The sequence below is a fragment of the Mycobacterium sp. IDUB_19 genome (assembly GCF_055419445.1).
This window is the reverse complement of record NZ_JBVAXR010000047.1, coordinates 1-15301: the sequence shown is the minus strand read 5'-3', so window position 1 is coordinate 15301 and position 15301 is coordinate 1. Positions and strand designations below refer to the sequence as shown.

Annotated in this window: 13 protein-coding genes; 4 read left to right on the top strand and 9 right to left on the bottom strand. The window is 62.1% G+C overall.

The window, feature by feature from the left end:
- Positions 1-53 precede the first annotated feature (53 nt).
- The 4 genes from ACZY0B_RS24310 to ACZY0B_RS24295 all read right to left on the bottom strand — a co-directional run bounded on the left by ACZY0B_RS24310 (position 54) and on the right by ACZY0B_RS24295 (position 3555).
- Positions 54-965 (bottom strand): lytic transglycosylase domain-containing protein, encoded by a 912-nt coding sequence (locus tag ACZY0B_RS24310; protein WP_463766805.1) that lies wholly within the window; start codon positions 963-965, stop codon positions 54-56.
- Positions 966-1009: 44 nt separating this feature from the next.
- The gene (locus ACZY0B_RS24305) at positions 1010-2065 is read right to left on the bottom strand and encodes an alpha/beta hydrolase fold domain-containing protein (RefSeq protein WP_463766793.1); all 1056 of its coding nucleotides are present in this window, start codon (positions 2063-2065) and stop codon (positions 1010-1012) included.
- A 66-nt stretch (positions 2066-2131) separates the two neighbouring features.
- Positions 2132-3025 carry a TPM domain-containing protein gene (locus ACZY0B_RS24300; RefSeq protein ID WP_463766792.1) on the bottom strand — a complete coding sequence of 298 codons (894 nt, stop codon included), beginning with the start codon at positions 3023-3025 and terminating at the stop codon, positions 2132-2134.
- Between the two features lie 29 nt (positions 3026-3054).
- On the bottom strand, positions 3055-3555 hold the full coding sequence (locus ACZY0B_RS24295) for a hypothetical protein (RefSeq protein ID WP_463766804.1): 501 nt from the start codon (positions 3553-3555) through the stop codon (positions 3055-3057).
- Positions 3556-4142: 587 nt separating this feature from the next.
- On the opposite strand from ACZY0B_RS24295, the gene ACZY0B_RS24290 reads away from it, so the two are divergent.
- Complete coding sequence (locus ACZY0B_RS24290) at positions 4143-4619, top strand: EXPERA domain-containing protein (protein WP_463766791.1); 477 nt, start codon at positions 4143-4145, stop codon at positions 4617-4619.
- Between the two features lie 164 nt (positions 4620-4783).
- Here the strand turns inward: ACZY0B_RS24290 and ACZY0B_RS24285 are convergent, their stop codons facing one another.
- Entirely contained in the window at positions 4784-5380 is a 597-nt protein-coding gene (locus tag ACZY0B_RS24285; RefSeq protein WP_463766790.1) for a TetR/AcrR family transcriptional regulator, read from the bottom strand.
- Between the two features lie 177 nt (positions 5381-5557).
- On the opposite strand from ACZY0B_RS24285, the gene ACZY0B_RS24280 reads away from it, so the two are divergent.
- On the top strand, positions 5558-5986 hold the full coding sequence (locus ACZY0B_RS24280; protein ID WP_463766789.1) for a nitroreductase/quinone reductase family protein: 429 nt from the start codon (positions 5558-5560) through the stop codon (positions 5984-5986).
- A 71-nt stretch (positions 5987-6057) separates the two neighbouring features.
- Here the strand turns inward: ACZY0B_RS24280 and ACZY0B_RS24275 are convergent, their stop codons facing one another.
- Positions 6058-7371 (bottom strand): NtaA/DmoA family FMN-dependent monooxygenase, encoded by a 1314-nt coding sequence (locus ACZY0B_RS24275; protein ID WP_463766788.1) that lies wholly within the window; start codon positions 7369-7371, stop codon positions 6058-6060.
- Between the two features lie 586 nt (positions 7372-7957).
- Between ACZY0B_RS24275 and ACZY0B_RS24270 the strand changes: the two genes are divergently transcribed.
- On the top strand, positions 7958-8629 hold the full coding sequence (locus tag ACZY0B_RS24270; RefSeq protein WP_463766787.1) for a C39 family peptidase: 672 nt from the start codon (positions 7958-7960) through the stop codon (positions 8627-8629).
- A gap of 155 nt (positions 8630-8784) precedes the next feature.
- Here the strand turns inward: ACZY0B_RS24270 and ACZY0B_RS24265 are convergent, their stop codons facing one another.
- Positions 8785-9489 (bottom strand): HAD-IA family hydrolase, encoded by a 705-nt coding sequence (locus tag ACZY0B_RS24265; protein ID WP_463766786.1) that lies wholly within the window; start codon positions 9487-9489, stop codon positions 8785-8787.
- A gap of 375 nt (positions 9490-9864) precedes the next feature.
- Here ACZY0B_RS24265 and ACZY0B_RS24260 point away from each other — a divergent pair, with 375 nt between their 5' ends.
- Positions 9865-10788: a class I SAM-dependent methyltransferase gene (locus tag ACZY0B_RS24260; protein WP_463766785.1), complete on the top strand. Its 924-nt coding sequence runs from the start codon at positions 9865-9867 to the stop codon at positions 10786-10788.
- Between the two features lie 711 nt (positions 10789-11499).
- On the opposite strand, the gene ACZY0B_RS24255 is transcribed toward ACZY0B_RS24260, so the two are convergent.
- Together ACZY0B_RS24255 and ACZY0B_RS24250 are read right to left on the bottom strand one after the other, a co-directional pair.
- Positions 11500-14430 carry an MMPL/RND family transporter gene (locus ACZY0B_RS24255; RefSeq protein WP_463766784.1) on the bottom strand — a complete coding sequence of 977 codons (2931 nt, stop codon included), beginning with the start codon at positions 14428-14430 and terminating at the stop codon, positions 11500-11502.
- On the bottom strand, positions 14427-14972 hold the full coding sequence (locus tag ACZY0B_RS24250) for an MmpS family transport accessory protein (protein WP_463766783.1): 546 nt from the start codon (positions 14970-14972) through the stop codon (positions 14427-14429). Before ACZY0B_RS24250 ends, ACZY0B_RS24255 begins: the two co-directional genes overlap by 4 nt.
- Positions 14973-15301: the final 329 nt, after the last annotated feature.

The window sequence follows — 15301 nt, the reverse complement described above, 5'->3', positions numbered from 1 at the left end:
AAATCGGCTTGGTTTTTTCGCAGTGGCGTTAGGCTCGCCGTTTCTCAGGTCTGCTACTGCGGGTGGGCCGCCAGATAATCCGCGACCGGGATGGGCGACGTCGCGGCGTAACCAATGGGTAGTAGCACGTCCCCGGCGGTCGTGACGTAGTAGACGTCCCACCGGTAGAACGTGGCGAACGCGGCGGGATCGGCCGCGATCAACGCGGCGTATTGGTCGACCGCCTGTACGTATTGGTGCGCGTGGTTGTACCCGTAGATGGCGTGATCGCGGTCGTTGGCGAAGCCGTTCGCGGCGAGGTAGCGGCCCGCCGCCATGATGCTGTCGCGGGGCGAATTGATGTCGCCGCCTTGGCCGTAGGAGGCGAACGTCGACGGCAAGAACTGCATGGGGCCTTGCGCGCCGGCGGTGCTCACGCCGTTGATGCTGCCGAACCGGGTCTCGACCAGGTTGATCGCGGCCAGGTAGTTCCAGCCGACGCCGGACTCCGCCTCGGCCGCGTGGTAGTAGCCCAGCAGCTCGTCGGCCGGAACCGGAGGGTCGATGCGCCAGGCAGGCACCGTGTCCCTCACTTGTGCCATCGCCTGAAGCTGTCGGCGGGCGTCGACATTGCGGTCGTAGACATCGAGTAAGGACGCCGGGATCCGCGATCGGATGATCGCGTCCCATTCCGGATGCCGCCCGATGGCCCGGTACGCCGCTTGCTCGCGGTGCGCCACTGCTGCCAGCGCCGCCTCCACCGTCGACCGGTCATGCAGCGCCTGCTCGTCGGCGACAAGGTCATCGGCCAGCTGCGCGGGGTCTGATGCCAGCTGTGGCTGTACGCCTAAGGGCAAGCTCGGCGTGTCGGCGAATATCGTTGTGGTCGAAGGGAACTCCGTCGCGGCCGACTCTGCACAGCCGACGATTGCCAGCACGGCCATGACGACGGCAAGCGTCGCGGCACGGACCTGGTTACGGTTCACTGCGTTCACCGCCATCGATTGCATGAAGTCCTCCGGCGCGCCGACTAACCGAGGCTCTTGGCGAAGCCGCTGAGATCGCGCACGCTGGCCGCGAAAACGTCGGGCATCGCGCCGGCGAACATCAGATCGCCTCCGTGACAGGTGCCGGCGACCAACCTGCCCACAGTGGGTACACCCGCCCGCACCAGCCGGCGGTAGTAGTCCAGCCCTTCGTCGCGCATCGGGTCGAGTTCGTTCACCGAAATCACGTGCGGCGGTAGGCCATTCAGATCCTCGTCGGTCGCGACGCCGGCAAAACAGGTGGGATCGTTCGAGTTCTGATTTTCGGGGTCGTAGATCGAACCCAGTAGCTCCGCCTGCTGAAGGCTGATGAAGTAGCCGTCGCATTCCCGCAGTGAAGGCAACTCATCGGGAACTTCGTGCCACCGGTTCGAGATGAACGGGCACTGCGCGTAGAAGCCCGCGATTTCGTCCAGCCAACCTTCGCGTTTCGCTTTGTGCCCCAAGGTCAGCGTGAGATTGCCGCCACCGGACTCGCCGGCAACGATCAGCTGGCCGACGCCGAGTTCTGTGCGATTCGACGCAACCCAACGAACGCCGGCCGCGCAGTCGTTCAATCCGGCGGGAAACGGGTGCGGACCGAGCTTTCCGCCGGAATTGCGGAACTCGACGCCGATGACGATAAGGCCGGTGCCCGCCAAATGCTCGCGCAGCCGCGCGTAGGTGGCATCGGCGGCACTGGCGATGGCCATGCCGCCACCGTGCAGATGCACAATGGCGGGCAGCGGACCATCAACATCGGGACGGCTGATGTACAGCGTCACGTCGTTGCCGTCTTCGCCGGTAATCGTTGTGGTAGTGGTCGTCACGCAGTTCGCGTCCGGAATGCCCGGGGCGAATAGACCTAGAACGGCGCCGATCCCCTCCTCGCACATCGCGGCATACGCTAGGCGTTCCTCTAGCGGCGCATCGATTGTCAGCGACACCGTTGGGGCATTGCTGTCGAGACTCAACTGTGCAAGAGCTTCGACCATTCGTGGGTCCGACCGAGGGTCGGTTCGAAGACAACAATCCGGATCAGCGAGACGACCGTTGGCCATTTTGCGACTTTACAGCGGACGCTGAGACAACGGCAGACCGACAACCGCGGCTGCGCGGTCGGTGCCTCAACGTCGTGTGCGGTGCGCTGCAAGGACGTCGGCGTTGGCCAGCGTTTGTGCCTGAGCGGCCAGCGTCGATGCGCCGTTGGCATGGGCAATTGCATCCAGCTCGTTGTTTGCTTCCTTGCCGTGTGCGGCTGCCAAATCCCGTTTCGCCTCTTCGAATCGGCTCCGGGCCTCGGCGCCGATGCTCGCGCGATGCTTGGCGACGTAGTCGGAGATTTGGCGCAATCTGGCGTCCGCGATGGACAAAGCCTCCCCCACCGCATCAACGCGCTGCCCATCGCTCGGGGCGACCGGCAGCGCGGCGCGCCGGCGGCGGCGCAGCCGATAGAGCACGAGGACCGCCACGACTATTGCCACGACGACGATGACGCCGATCGCGATCATCAGCCAGATCCGCGTTGACGAGCCTGGCGAGTTGTCCAACCCTGCCGACTTGTCCAACCCGTCAGCCGCAGCGACCGCGGCGCCGCTCCAATCCTTGGCGCCAACTGCCGGTTCAATTTTGTTGCTGCGCAGACTGTCTAGTTCGGTTGCTGTGAGGTTGTGGACCTTCGGCGGCACGGTGAACGAGTACGCCTTGGTGTTCGTGGCCACCGCCAACAGCACGTCCTGGTCGCCCATCCCGCTCGCGTTGCGAGTTTTGTCGGCCCAGTTGTCGGGTTTGAACCTGGAGAAGTTGTCGACGTAGACGACCCACAGTTGAACCTGCTGGTCGTGGTAAAGCCCGTCGATTGCCGAGCTGATCGTCGCCCGATCCGAATCCGTCAACACCCCGGAACTGTCAGTGATGTGATCCGTGAGCTTGGACGGCGGTTGCGCGCCGGCCGGAGTTACCACCAGCAGCCCCGCTGCGAGGATCGTCAGGACGACACCGAAAAGGCGAACAATCCGCATGTGCGTAATCTAGTCCGCCGCCCGCGTCGCTAGGTGTGGACTTTCCAGCCCGCTAATGGGGTGGGTGCCGCCGGAGCGTTGGGGTCGTTGAACTCGATGTAGACGTCGCCCTGTTTCACGTTGCCGTCGTAGGCGATGAACCCGTGGGCCGTTTGGCCGTTGGTGACGGTGCCCGAGTGCAGGGGTGGCATCTTGTTGATCTGCTGGTAGTCGACCATCGATGAGCCGCCCAGGACATCTCGGTTCGGGTCTTGTCGCCACGGGGAAGATGCGGCGGTTATGTAGGTCTGGCTGTAGGTGAATGGTGCGTCGGACTTGCCGACAATGGTGAGCTCGATGACGTTGCACCCCCCACCGGCGGAGCAGGACGAGACCCAGTTCACGTTGTTAAGCGTGACGTCGGCGGTCGCGGTGCTGTACTCGGTGACATGGATGGTGGTACCGGATTTTCCGGTCGGGAACGGCGACTGCTGTGTTGTCGGGTCGGCATTGCCATTGGGCGCTGTTGCGCACGCGGTTATCGCCAGCATCACCGCGAGCGCTGCGCTCAACGGAATCGGTGTGGTCACTTGGTGCTTGCCTCCTATCGTTCGAACACCAGCAGCGGTTAGACCCTCATGCTGCCACCACGGCGAAGTTGTCGGCGGTGATCGCTCCTGGTCCTTGGCCAGCGGTCGCGGGTAACGGATACGGTGAGCTGGATTCATCCACCGCATCTTGATCCCGGCTCGTCAGGGTCATCAACGACTGAAGAGGTAGCAAATGAGCGACCGAGGACTGATGACCATGGATCTGACCTGTCCGGAGGGACACGTGGCGGGCCAGCTGATTCAGGACGCTGGGCAACATTCCATCGCGATCCAGTTGCCCGATGGTGCGCACGAAGAATGGCCGCGAGGCGGCGACAGAATGTACACATACCTGACTTGCCCCGGTTGTAATCGCCGGATTTATGGGTCGACGGATGCGATTCAGGAGCGGACCCTTTGGCTGTCTGAGAGTGATTCCGAGTCGCAAGGTAGACACTCGCTGCGCTACCTGGAGGACGGCCTCGCGTAATCCGAGCGATCGTGCGCTGACCGATGCAAGATGAGCAGATGCAGCGCGAGGCTTCACCATGAACTCCCGCACCCTTGTCCGGCGTCGGCTCGACTACGTCCTGCTCCCAGCCTTCGTGCTGGGCATCATCAACGCGGCCGTGTTGAGCCTGCCGGAAGCCCTCGGAGTTCCTGTCGCCTCTGACAGCCCGTGGCCACCTTTGCGTGCCTTACATACCTGGGGTGTCGAGCAAGAACCGCAGCATCTCGTCATGCCGCCCGCCTTGCGGGCGTCGCTCCTGTACGACGGTTTCGTTCAACTTCCGCTGCTCGTTGTGCTCACCATCGGCGTCTGGAAGCTCAAATCGTGGCCCTGGCTGAGCGCACTGGCCATGGCCTACGCCGTCAGCGCGGTGATGAACATGTACTTCTACTTCATGCAGACATTCCTCGGGCCTGACAGTCCCTCACACCTGGCGACCTACCTGCCGCTCAACCTCCCCTGGGTGATCGTGCCGATGCTGGTGGCGTACCGATTCTGGCCGCGCACAGCCTGACAACGACACCGGTACCAAAACTTCGCGCTCACGAACGAGGCGGTGATGTTCTTCTTCGGCCAAGACCAAGTGGTGCGCGACAACGCCGGGCCACACAAGATCACAATGCCCCGCGGCGAACTCGCATCGGTATTGGCGTAGCCCAACCATCCGCTGCGGCACCGTTAGGCGTCACCCGAAGACATACAAGCATTTGGTGGGGCGGGCAGGTGCAGCGTGATGATTTCGATCAGGTGCCGCCCGACATCGTCGAGCACGGCTGTCGACTGTGTGGCCAGCGCGAGGATCACGGCACCTTCGATGGCGGCCACGATCAAGGCCGCCAACGAGCGCGCGCTGTCACCATCGGCGCCGGACCTAACCAGCCGATCGGCGAGGACCGTCTGCCACTCACCGACGGCCTCGGAAGCCGCCTGCGCGGCCGCCGGCGCTTCGGAACGACCGAGGATCGCCGCCACAATCGGGCAGCCTGCCTGCATCTGAGTAGCACTCAGCTGCGCCTTCCATTCATCGACGAAAGTCTGGACCGCCTGTGCGGGATCGCCCCCGTCGTCGGCTGACCGGATCACCGCGGTCAACGCCTCTCCTGCGAGGCGGGTGGCTTCAGCAACGAGTTGCGCTTTGCCGCCAGGAAAATTCAGGTAGACGGTTCTGCGGGCGACTCCGCTGTCCTCGAGGAGCGCGTTGAGGCCAGTTCCGGCGACACCCCGTCGTCGCACCAAACCCGTGACACTGGCGATGAGAGCGTCCCGCGCGGACATCCTTCGCCCCTTCCGGCTTCGCCGAGCTCTTCGCCCGGGCACTCCTGGGTCGTTCAGTGTGTCTCGCCTGAACCCGAACCCTTGGGGTTGAACTATACCAATCGGTCTACTAGCCTTTCCAAAAGGCCTTACCCGTTCAACAAGACGTTCCGAACACATTTCAATTACGGAGACACCATGACGAGCACCAACGAGAACAAGACGCTGCGAAAGTTCCGCAGAGAACGTGCGCTCGGACGCTATCTGCTCAACCCGGCGGTGCAGGGATTGAGCAGACTGGGGGTGCGCAGCGCCATGGCCACCGAACTGGAGACGATCGGCCGCAAGACCGGCCAAATACGCCGCGTCCCCGTGTCGGCCCAATTCGACAACGAAGGGGCGTGGGTTATCAGCCAGCATGGCAGCCGCTCCGGGTGGGGCAGAAATATCGCCGACAACCCGAATATCCGTATGCGACAGGGCAATCAATGGCGCGCGGGAGTCGCGACATTCAGGCCAGGCGACGATGTTGTCGCACGCGGCCGCAAGTTCGGCCGACTGGGAGCCAAGGTGGCAAAGGCGCTGGAAACGACCCCCGTGTCGGTTCGGATCGATTTCACCGACTAGGGAAATGCCATGGCAAGAACAATTCGCCCGCACTGGGCGAGCGACTCCCCGTGGCGTCTGATCCGGGTGACCTATTTGGCCGGCCGCTCAAGCCCAAGATGATCGCGCAATGTGGGCCCGGCGTACTCGCTGCGGAATCGGCCGCGGCGCTGCAGGATGGGCACGACGTGATCGACGAACGTCGCGAGCTCATGCGGCAAAGTCGATCCCATAATCGTGAACCCGTCTACTGCGCCTGCGTCCTGCCAAGCGGTCACATGGTCGGCCAGCTGTTCGGGCGTGCCGATGAAATGCGTCTGCCCCGCCAGCCCGCCAGTCACTTGCTGCGCGATCTCCCGTAACGAAGCCTCGGGCCGCGCCCGCGCGGCGGCATAGAGCTGCTCGGCGCGGCTGGACGGCGCCGACCGCTCCGCCCAGAGCTCAGCGGGCAGCGGGGCGTCGGGATCGAAAGCGTCGGGGTCGAGGCCGGCCGTGTAAAGAGTGTTCTGCCAACGAAACTCAGGACTTTCGAGGTCTTCGAGCTGCTGAGCCCGTGCCCGGGCTTCGGCCTCGGTGCCGCCCAGCGTCACCATCAACGCGGGCAGCACCAGCACCTGGTCGGGCTTACGACCTACGGCCGCGGCCTGCTCGTGCAGATTGGCCCGGAAAGCGACCGCGGCCTCGAGCGACGGCGGCCCGGAGAACACCACCTCGGCGTATCGCGCGGCAAGGGCGACGCCCGCTGCGGACTGTCCCGCTTGAACGAGCACCGGGTGACCCTGGGGGCTGCGCGGAAACGGCAGCACCCCTGCGACGTCGTAGTACTGGCCATGGAAGCGCGGCGCGTGGATCTTGCCGCGGTCGGCCCACACGCCGCGTTCCCGGTCACCAATAATCGCGTCGTCCTCCCAGCTGTCCCACACGCGCGTGACGGCATCGACGAATTCGTGGGCCTGTGCGTAACGATCGGCGTGTTCAGGGTGGAACCGTTCGCCGAAGTTCGCCGCGGCCAGCGGCGTGACAGTGGTGACGATGTTCCAGGCGGCACGGCCGCCGCTGAGATGATCCAGCGTCGCAAACCGGCGGGCGAGCTCCCACGGCTTGCTGTAGGTCGTCGAGCCCGTCCCGATCAGCCCGATGCGGTTGGTGACCGCGGCCAGCGCCGAGAGCACCGATATCGGGTCGAATTGCGTCTGAGGGAGATACGTAGCGCGATATTCGGCGATGGCGATGTTGTCGGCCAAGAAGATCGAGTCCATCAAGCCGCGTTCAGCGATCCGCGCGATATCGGCGTAGTAGGACAGCCCGAGGACGTTGCGCACATCGCCGTCGACGACGCGCCACGCGGCCTCGTGATAGCCGTTCGGCCAGATGAAAGCGTTGAAGTGCAGAGGCCGCGTGCTCATAGGTTCGACTCCTTCGTGCGGGTGAATGCTTGCGAGGGAGGCGCCGTGGCGATGTCAGTTCATCGAGGCATGGCCGCAGCCCTAGGCATCCTGATGAGGCAACGTGGTCTTAGGTTGAAATAGTCCTTCGTCGTGCGAATAGCAGACTTCGGCGCATGTGCAGCAGTCGGAACCATCGACACTCACGTCGCGATCGAGCCGGGTTGTCGACCCTTTCGTCAGATGTCTGCAGGCGACTAGCGCTGTGAGGGAAGATGTCGTTACCCATAATTCCCGGCCAGTGCCTGCAGCCGGCATCTACTGATTCAGCGCGGCTTTTGGGGTAAACCGTTGCGCTGGTCAACACCGGTCGCTCATCGACTACAACCCTCCGGTGTTCGCGTAATCCACCCGTCGGCGCGGCACCGGGGCCGCGAGGGCGGTGGAGGCCCAAACATCGCGTGACACGTTTCAAGGCCTGCGAGGTGAGGCGGGCGCAGGCGGTCGGTGCCGATCGCGACAAGAATTCGTTGAGAAAACGCCAAGGCCGACATCCGAACCTTTTCGTAGCTACTCCGCGGCAAAGCGGGAGCAGAAAAGGACAACCATGAAGGCCGTCACGATCGCCGCCATCGCCAAGACCGCTGCCCTCGCTGTGGTCGCGGTAGGTATCGCGCTGGGATCGGCCGGCCCGGCCACCGCGACGTCGGGCACCATGTACGGTGACCCTGCGGCCGCCGCCAAATATTGGCATTACCAACAATATTGGACCGACTGCGCCGTCGTGTCGAGCGCCGACGTGATCGGCGAAGTGACCGGTGTGGCGCCCTCGGAGGAGGACATCATCGACAGGGCCCAGTCGACGCCAAGCTCGCAAGGCCCGGGCCCGATATACACCAGGCCGCCCAATCCCCAGGACCCAAATTCGGGCGATGGCATGTGGTTCAAAGACATCCCCACCCTGCTGGCGCAGTACAACGTCGGCGCGGTGGTCAGCCATGGAAGCCTGGACGAACTCGAGCAACAGCTGGGCGCCGGCCACAAGGTGCTCGCCAGCGTCAACGGCGAACTCATCTGGCACACGCCCGTCGAAGAAAAAGACAAACACGGCAACCCCACACATGACCACACCGTGGTCGTCACCGGCGTCGACACCAGCAACAACGTCGTGCACCTCAACGACAGCGGTAGCAGCGAGGGCCGCGACGAGCAGATCCCCCTGGCGCTCTTCCTGCAAGCCTGGGACGCCAGCCATCACCTGATGGTTGTCACAACCTGAACGCGTGCGTCTGTCAAGCGTGCGTCTTGCAAGATCAGCGTCAGTGGTTGTACAACGACCGGGTTCGCTGTCAGGCATCACATTTCGAAGGAGACGCCGGCTTTGAATTTGCAAGACCGCTCGTCGCTCAACTCCCTGGCACGCTGTCAACCGCTTTAGGTAATCAGCAAGGCGACACCACTATCAGTGACTTCGACACTGACGCAGGATAGATCGGTGACGACGACGTCGGCGTCCGCGAGTTCGGCCGCGCGGTGAGTGGTCGTCACGGCCAGTACTTGCGCCCCTGCGGCTCGGCCGGCGCCAACGCCCGCGGGCGCATCCTCCACCACCAGACACTCCCATGCCTCGAAGCCCAGCGCGGCGGCGGCCTTGAGGTAGCTCTCAGGGTTTGGCTTGCCGATTGATACATCTTCTGCGCCGATCAGCAACTTCGGAGCGGGGAGCCGCGCTGCCGCTAGTCGAGCAGCCATCAACGAGCGCGGCCCCGAGGTCACCGCGGCCCAGTGACTACCCGGTAGGGCATCAAGCAGTCGGCGTGCTCCCGGTAGCGCCAGAACACCATCGAGATCAGCCAGCTCTTGCAGAGCGAGTTGCCGAGCCGTCGCTGCGACTCGTCGCTGTGGTGCGACGAATTGCGCGACAACGTCCTCGGTTCGCCTGCCATGACAGACCTTGAGTACCTCTTCATAATCGACGCCGTATTCCCTGGCCCAGGTGCCCCAGGACCCTTCGACTGTTGCGGTTGAGTCAATCAAGGTGCCATCGATGTCGAACAAAATCCTCTTGCCGTGCAGCACCGCCATAGACAGCAACCCTAATAGGGTGGGGCCCAGCACCACGTCCTTGCCGCCTCGCATGCGACGACCAGAGGATCGCCTGACGGATGCGGTCGGCCTCGGTTTGCGCTCGACGATGGTGGTCGGCGGTGTTCAGGCCGGCATGAACGGACTGCTTGAGTCGTCTGCAGCGAAAACCGCACGTCACGGCCGCTTCCAGCTTGCGTTGAACAAAAAGGATGCGGCCCATCGTTAGGTTCGTCATCTTTGCTATTACGCGGTTTACGCACTTTTGTAAAGGTGGATGAAACTAAATTCAACTACGTTGGGCCCAACATGCTCTATGTGCATTGTCCTGATAGCATGCGTGCAATCAACTGCTTAGGGCCCACTGCCTGCCGCTATCCAACGACGCAGCGTTAGGCATTTGAAGCATGGGCGACGAAAGGGTGCTTGGTGTTAATCGCCACCAAACGATCTCAATACGACTTCATGTATGAAGTTCTGCAATATGAAACGGCAGCACTGAACTTCACGATCTCATTGCTGGAGAAGAGTTATAAATCCCACTTTCCTGACCATGCCAGCGATGTGAGAATGCTCCTAGAGGGCGCATGCAAGTACTTGCTGGAAGCTGGCGGTGGGGACGAACTGTATCAAGCGTGCGGAGAGGTGCATCGACACTTCTTCACATCCGAAGGAACTGGGCCATGGTTCAGCAGGGGTTACTCAGCGTATAAGTCACTGCGTAAGCCGATACAGGATTTCAATAACCTCGCAGACGCCATCAGAGGTGGCACGGTACTCGACTTTGGCTGTGGCCGCGGTCATTTATCGGCCCTGATCGCCGGCGCTGGCTTTGACTGCTACACCACAGACATCATGGACTACCGTGGCACGGACGCTGGTGCTCTGCCTTTTCGGCAGATGGCTTCGCCTGTTGATGTCCCCTATGAGGACGACATGTTCGACAGTGCGATCGTTAAGACGGTCCTTCATCACGTTGATGCAAACGATCTGACTCCGCTGTTGATTAATTTGCGGCGTGTTGCTCGGCGGTTGATTATCGAGGAGGACACTTACGCTGTCCCAGCAGCGTCACTCAGGGCTGTGGGACAGACAGAGCTCACGGAATTTAGTAATTTGAATGAGGATGATCAATTCCGGGTGCTCGTCCTGATTGATTTCTTTGGCAATGCCGTCGCTCAAGGTCTTGTTGATATGAATTTCGGCTGCCAGTTCAAGACGATCAATGAGTGGCATACATTATTTGATAGCCTTGGCTTCCGTATTATAGACACAGAAATCGCGGGTTTCCGCCCAGGGAATATCCACCAAACTTGTCAGGTTCGCTTCGTCGTTGATCGCAAGGAATTGTAGTAGCACTAAGGATCGCAGTGGAATTCGTGCCACGAAGCGTCTCTGCGTGATGTGTACCAACCGTTAGGTACCCGAGTTCAGGGGTGAGAAATCACACACCGCGTTCGACGGACAGCTTGCGTCAGATCAAAGCGACAACAGCAGTTTCCAGTAATAGTCGCGTTCGATCTGACGCACCCCCACCTAGCGCGGCGGGGTTGCGCCGGTCAGAGGGGCAAGCGATTCGGGGTTGGCTGAAGAGGCCAACGATTACCCAACAATCTGTTAGGTCTGTCGATCCGCTGGGACACTCCGAAAACCGTTGCTAGAAGGCGTGATACAGCGAAATCGGGCTGTCATTTGGGGTCATGAGGTCGAGTACCTTCTGCTCCCGGCCTTCGTGCTCGACATCATCAACGCGCGGTCGTTGCCGAAAATCCCGTATTGATCTGTCCGCCAACCGATTACGTTGCTCCGTTGCGGCCCCGGACGGGGTGGGAGCCTCGCAATTTTTGCCACCGCTAGTAATCCGCCCCACAGGGGTGTGTACGTCGGGCCAAAGTAAGGGGTCGGATGGCGGATAGTTCGTCCGTTCAGGACGCCGAAATGGCCTGCAGCGGGAAGGCTGACAGCCCAGTCGGGCCTAGATCAGCGCGACCCATCCACCCTCAGAAGCCCAGGACAGCTAGGTTGGCAGCTCTCAGCGCCCGAATCAGGTTTTCGACATAGCTTTTAGCGCTTTGTGATCAGTCCGCCCGGTGGGTTTTCGTCAACGTCGTTGAGGATCAGCGCCCGCACGGCGGTACGCGGTCCGTACGGTCGCAGCATGGTGCTGGCCGGCCGTGGGCGCACGTGCTGCGGCCACCAGAACCAGCGCCCGAGCAAGGTCGCGAGCGACGGGGTCATGAACGACCGCACGATCAAGGTGTCGAACAACAGACCCAGCGCGATGGTCGTACCCACCTGGGCCATCACCCGCAGCGGGCTGAACATGAACGTGGCCATGGTGGCGGCGAACACCAGACCGGCGGCGGTCACCACCGAGCCCGAACCGGCCATCGCGCGGATCGTCCCCGTCTTGAGCCCGGCGTGGATTTCCTCCTTGAACCGCGATATCAGCAGCAGGTTGTAGTCCGAGCCGACCGCCAGCAGCAGGATGATCGCCATCGCCAGCACCATCCAGTGCAACTTGATGCCCAGGATGTACTGCCATAGGAGCACGGAGAGTCCGAACGAGGCGCCCAGCGAGAGCAACACCGTACCGACGATCACGAAGGCCGCAACGACGCTTCGGGTGATCACCAACATGATGATGAAAATCAGTGTGGCCGCGGAAATTCCGGCGATCAACAGGTCGATGTCGGAGCCGTCGTGCATGTCCTTGTACGTTGCGGCGGTACCGCCGAGGTAGACGTTGGCGCCCTCCCAGGGCGTGCCCTTGATCGCCTCGTGCACGGCCTGCTTGATCGGCTCGATGTGGCTGATGCCTTCAGGAGTCGCCGGGTCGCCTTCATGCGAGATGATCAACCGGACAGCGTGCCCGTCCGGCGAGATGAACTGTTTGAGACCCCGCGCGAAATCCGGGCTCTTGAAAGCCTCTGGCGGAAGGTAGAACGTGTCGTCGTTCTTCGCTTTGTCGAAGGCATCGCCCTGCGCGGTGGCGTTGTCGGCCTGCGCTTTCGCCTGGTCGTTGAGACCCTTTGTGATCGCGTAGTTCGACATGATGGTGTCGAGGTTGTGCTGCTGGCTCTCAATCTGCGGGGGTATCAACGCTACGAGTTTGGGCTGAATCTGGTCCAGCTTGTCGAGATTCGCGCTGAGGTTCTCGATGTTCTCGGCCACCTGGTCGATGCCGTCGAGCGCGTTGAAGACCGACCGGATGGCCCAGCAGGCCGGGATGTCGTAACAGTGCTTCTCCCAGTAGAAGTAGCTACGGATCGGCCGGAGGAAGTCGTCGAAGTTGGCGATGTCGTCGCGCAACGACTCGGTGATCTTCACCGTTTCTTTGGTGAGCTTGGTGGTTTCGTGTGTGGTGTTGCTCAGATCCTGGGTGACCTGCATCTGCTCATGCAGAGTCGCCATCGTTTTCTTGAGCTCGTCCGCCTGGTTCAGCAGGTTTCTCGCCTGCTCTTCCTGATAGTGCTGGGTCTGGAGCCGCCCTGCGGCTTGTGCACCCATCTGAAAACCGAGGGTGCTGTGGTCGAGCGGCGTGCCCAACGGCCGGGTGATGGTCTGCACCCGGCCGATACCGGGGATGTGGAAGATCGCCTTGGCGATTTTGTCCAGAACGATGAAGTCAGCCGGGTTACGCAGATCGTGATCGGTCTCGATCATCAGCAGCTCAGGGTTGAGCCGAGCCTGGTTGAAGTGCCGGTCGGCAGCCGCATACCCGACGTTGGCCGGGGTGTCTTGCGGCAGGAAGTGGCGGGTGTCGTAGTCCGTCTTGTAGCCGGGCAGAGCGAGCAGACCGACTAGTGCGATGGCGATGGTCACCGCGAGAACCGGTGCGGGCCAGCGGACGATGGCGGTGCCGATGCGTCGCCAGCCCCGGGTCTGCAGCGTTCGCTTCGGGTCGAGCAGCTTGAAGAACGATGCCACGGTCAGGATCGCCGGTGCCAGAGTCAAGGCCGCGAGGACCGCGACCAGCATGCCGACGGCGCAGGGTATGCCGAGTGACGAAAAATAGGGCAACCGGCAGAAGCTCAGGCAGTACATCGCGCCGGCGATGGTCAGTCCCGACCCCAGCACGACGTGAGCGGTGCTGTGGTACATCGTGTAGAAGGCTTGTTCACGCGTCTCGCCCAGACCGCGGGCCTCGTGGTAGCGGCCGACCACAAAGATCGCGTAGTCCGTTCCGGCGGCGATCGCCATCAGCACGAGCATGTTATTGGCGAACGTCGAAAGCCCCATGATGCCGTAGTTTCCAAGCGTCGCGACGACACCGCGAGCGGCGAGCAACTCGACGAAGACCATGACCAGCATGATCAGCATGGTGATCACCGACCGGTAGACGAACAGCAGCATCACGATAATCACTGCGAACGTGACGAGAGTGACCAGCAGGACGCCCTTCTGACCCGCGTGGGACTGGTCGGCAAACAGCGGACCCGCCCCGGTGACGTAGGCCTTGATCCCCGGCGGCGCGGGCACCGATTCGACGATCTTGCGGACGGCATCCGTGGATTCGCCGGACTCGGCGCTGCCCATGTTGCCGGCGAGGTAGACCTGAACGTACGCGGCCTTTTGATCGTGGCTCTGGGAGCCCGCGGCGGTCAGCGGATCACTCCAGAAATCCTGGATGTGCTGGACGTGTTTCGTGTCTTGCTCGAGTCGCTTGACGATCTCGTCGTAGTAGCGGTGTGCCTCCGCCCCCAGCGGCTTGTCGCCCTCCAGCAGGATCATCGCCGAGCTGTCCGAACTGAACTCCTTGAACGTCGATCCGACGCGCATCATCGACTGGAACGACACCGCGTCTCTAGGGCTCTGCGACACCGATTGCTTTTTGGAGACGACCTCCAGCTGCGGTGCGATGGTGTTGGTGAGAAAGACGATGCCCAGCCAGATCAGGACGATCGGCAGCGCAAGCCGATGGATCATCCGCGGCAGGAATGGCGGGATCAGTGGCTGATCAACGCGCGGCGCAGCCCCGGTGGTCTCGCTCATGCGGACTTGTCCAGGCAGTAGACGAAGGCATTGACGTTTTCGTTGGTGGGCGATTGATTAGCACCCTTGATCACCTCACCTCGCCCGTCGTGGTTGTCCACTACGAATTGGCAGGCGATCCAACTCCCGTCTCCTTGGGCTACCAGGTTTGCCGGGATGCCGGGCTTCGTTGACTTCAATACTGTGCTCCAGGGCAAGGGGACGTTGAGGGCCTGCTGCGGGTGGGAGTTCTCGTCGAGGTAGTTAATGGTTGCCGTGCTGCCCGGTGAGCCCCAGACCTCGAGCGTGATGGTCTTGGCGTTGAACTGGTCGAGGACCTCGCCCGACGTGCCGCCACCGAACGAACCGCTGTGGACGCCGAAGATATCGTGCAGTCGGTGCACGACGAACCCGGACAGCGCGACGACAGCCACGATCGTGAGCACCAGCCAGAAACGGCTCAGCAGCCCCTTCTTCGTGGCGCGCTTGGGGCCGAGACTTTCCTCGGTGCTTGAGGGAACCTTAGGATCTCGCGACTCTGTCCATGGCTTGGTGGTCGTCATGGGCGCTTTCCTAACCAGGGGCGAAGGCTACTCAACTAATTAGCTCAGAGGGTAAGCTTAGCCACTCTAACCTACACCGAGACGATCCGGGCTTTAGATCCCGAGCTGAGCCATCCGCGAACTCAGACACTCCCTAGACCGTCGCTGCTTCGCCAAGGACAACTTGTGAAACACAATTGCGGCTGAACGACATTATCCACCGCTCGTTCATAGGTGCGCGACCGGCTGGGGTGTCAGAAGTGACTACCCATTCGTTCCGTAAGACGGTGGCGACACTGATTGACGACGAGCTCTTGTCGGCGCGGATCGGCGCGGCTCTGACGTGGGGC

What these genes read in the sequence shown, in the direction of transcription:
- ACZY0B_RS24255 (WP_463766784.1), bottom strand. Translation starts at nt 14,430, where the DNA reads ATGAGCGAGACCACCGGGGCTGCGCCGCGCGTTGATCAGCCACTGATC.
- ACZY0B_RS24270 (WP_463766787.1), top strand. Translation starts at nt 7,958, where the DNA reads ATGAAGGCCGTCACGATCGCCGCCATCGCCAAGACCGCTGCCCTCGCT.
- ACZY0B_RS24285 (WP_463766790.1), bottom strand. Translation starts at nt 5,380, where the DNA reads ATGTCCGCGCGGGACGCTCTCATCGCCAGTGTCACGGGTTTGGTGCGA.
- ACZY0B_RS24300 (WP_463766792.1), bottom strand. Translation starts at nt 3,025, where the DNA reads ATGCGGATTGTTCGCCTTTTCGGTGTCGTCCTGACGATCCTCGCAGCG.
- ACZY0B_RS24305 (WP_463766793.1), bottom strand. Translation starts at nt 2,065, where the DNA reads ATGGCCAACGGTCGTCTCGCTGATCCGGATTGTTGTCTTCGAACCGAC.
- ACZY0B_RS24290 (WP_463766791.1), top strand. Translation starts at nt 4,143, where the DNA reads ATGAACTCCCGCACCCTTGTCCGGCGTCGGCTCGACTACGTCCTGCTC.
- ACZY0B_RS24250 (WP_463766783.1), bottom strand. Translation starts at nt 14,972, where the DNA reads ATGACGACCACCAAGCCATGGACAGAGTCGCGAGATCCTAAGGTTCCC.
- ACZY0B_RS24265 (WP_463766786.1), bottom strand. Translation starts at nt 9,489, where the DNA reads ATGCGAGGCGGCAAGGACGTGGTGCTGGGCCCCACCCTATTAGGGTTG.
- ACZY0B_RS24280 (WP_463766789.1), top strand. Translation starts at nt 5,558, where the DNA reads ATGACGAGCACCAACGAGAACAAGACGCTGCGAAAGTTCCGCAGAGAA.
- ACZY0B_RS24295 (WP_463766804.1), bottom strand. Translation starts at nt 3,555, where the DNA reads ATGCTGGCGATAACCGCGTGCGCAACAGCGCCCAATGGCAATGCCGAC.
- ACZY0B_RS24275 (WP_463766788.1), bottom strand. Translation starts at nt 7,371, where the DNA reads ATGAGCACGCGGCCTCTGCACTTCAACGCTTTCATCTGGCCGAACGGC.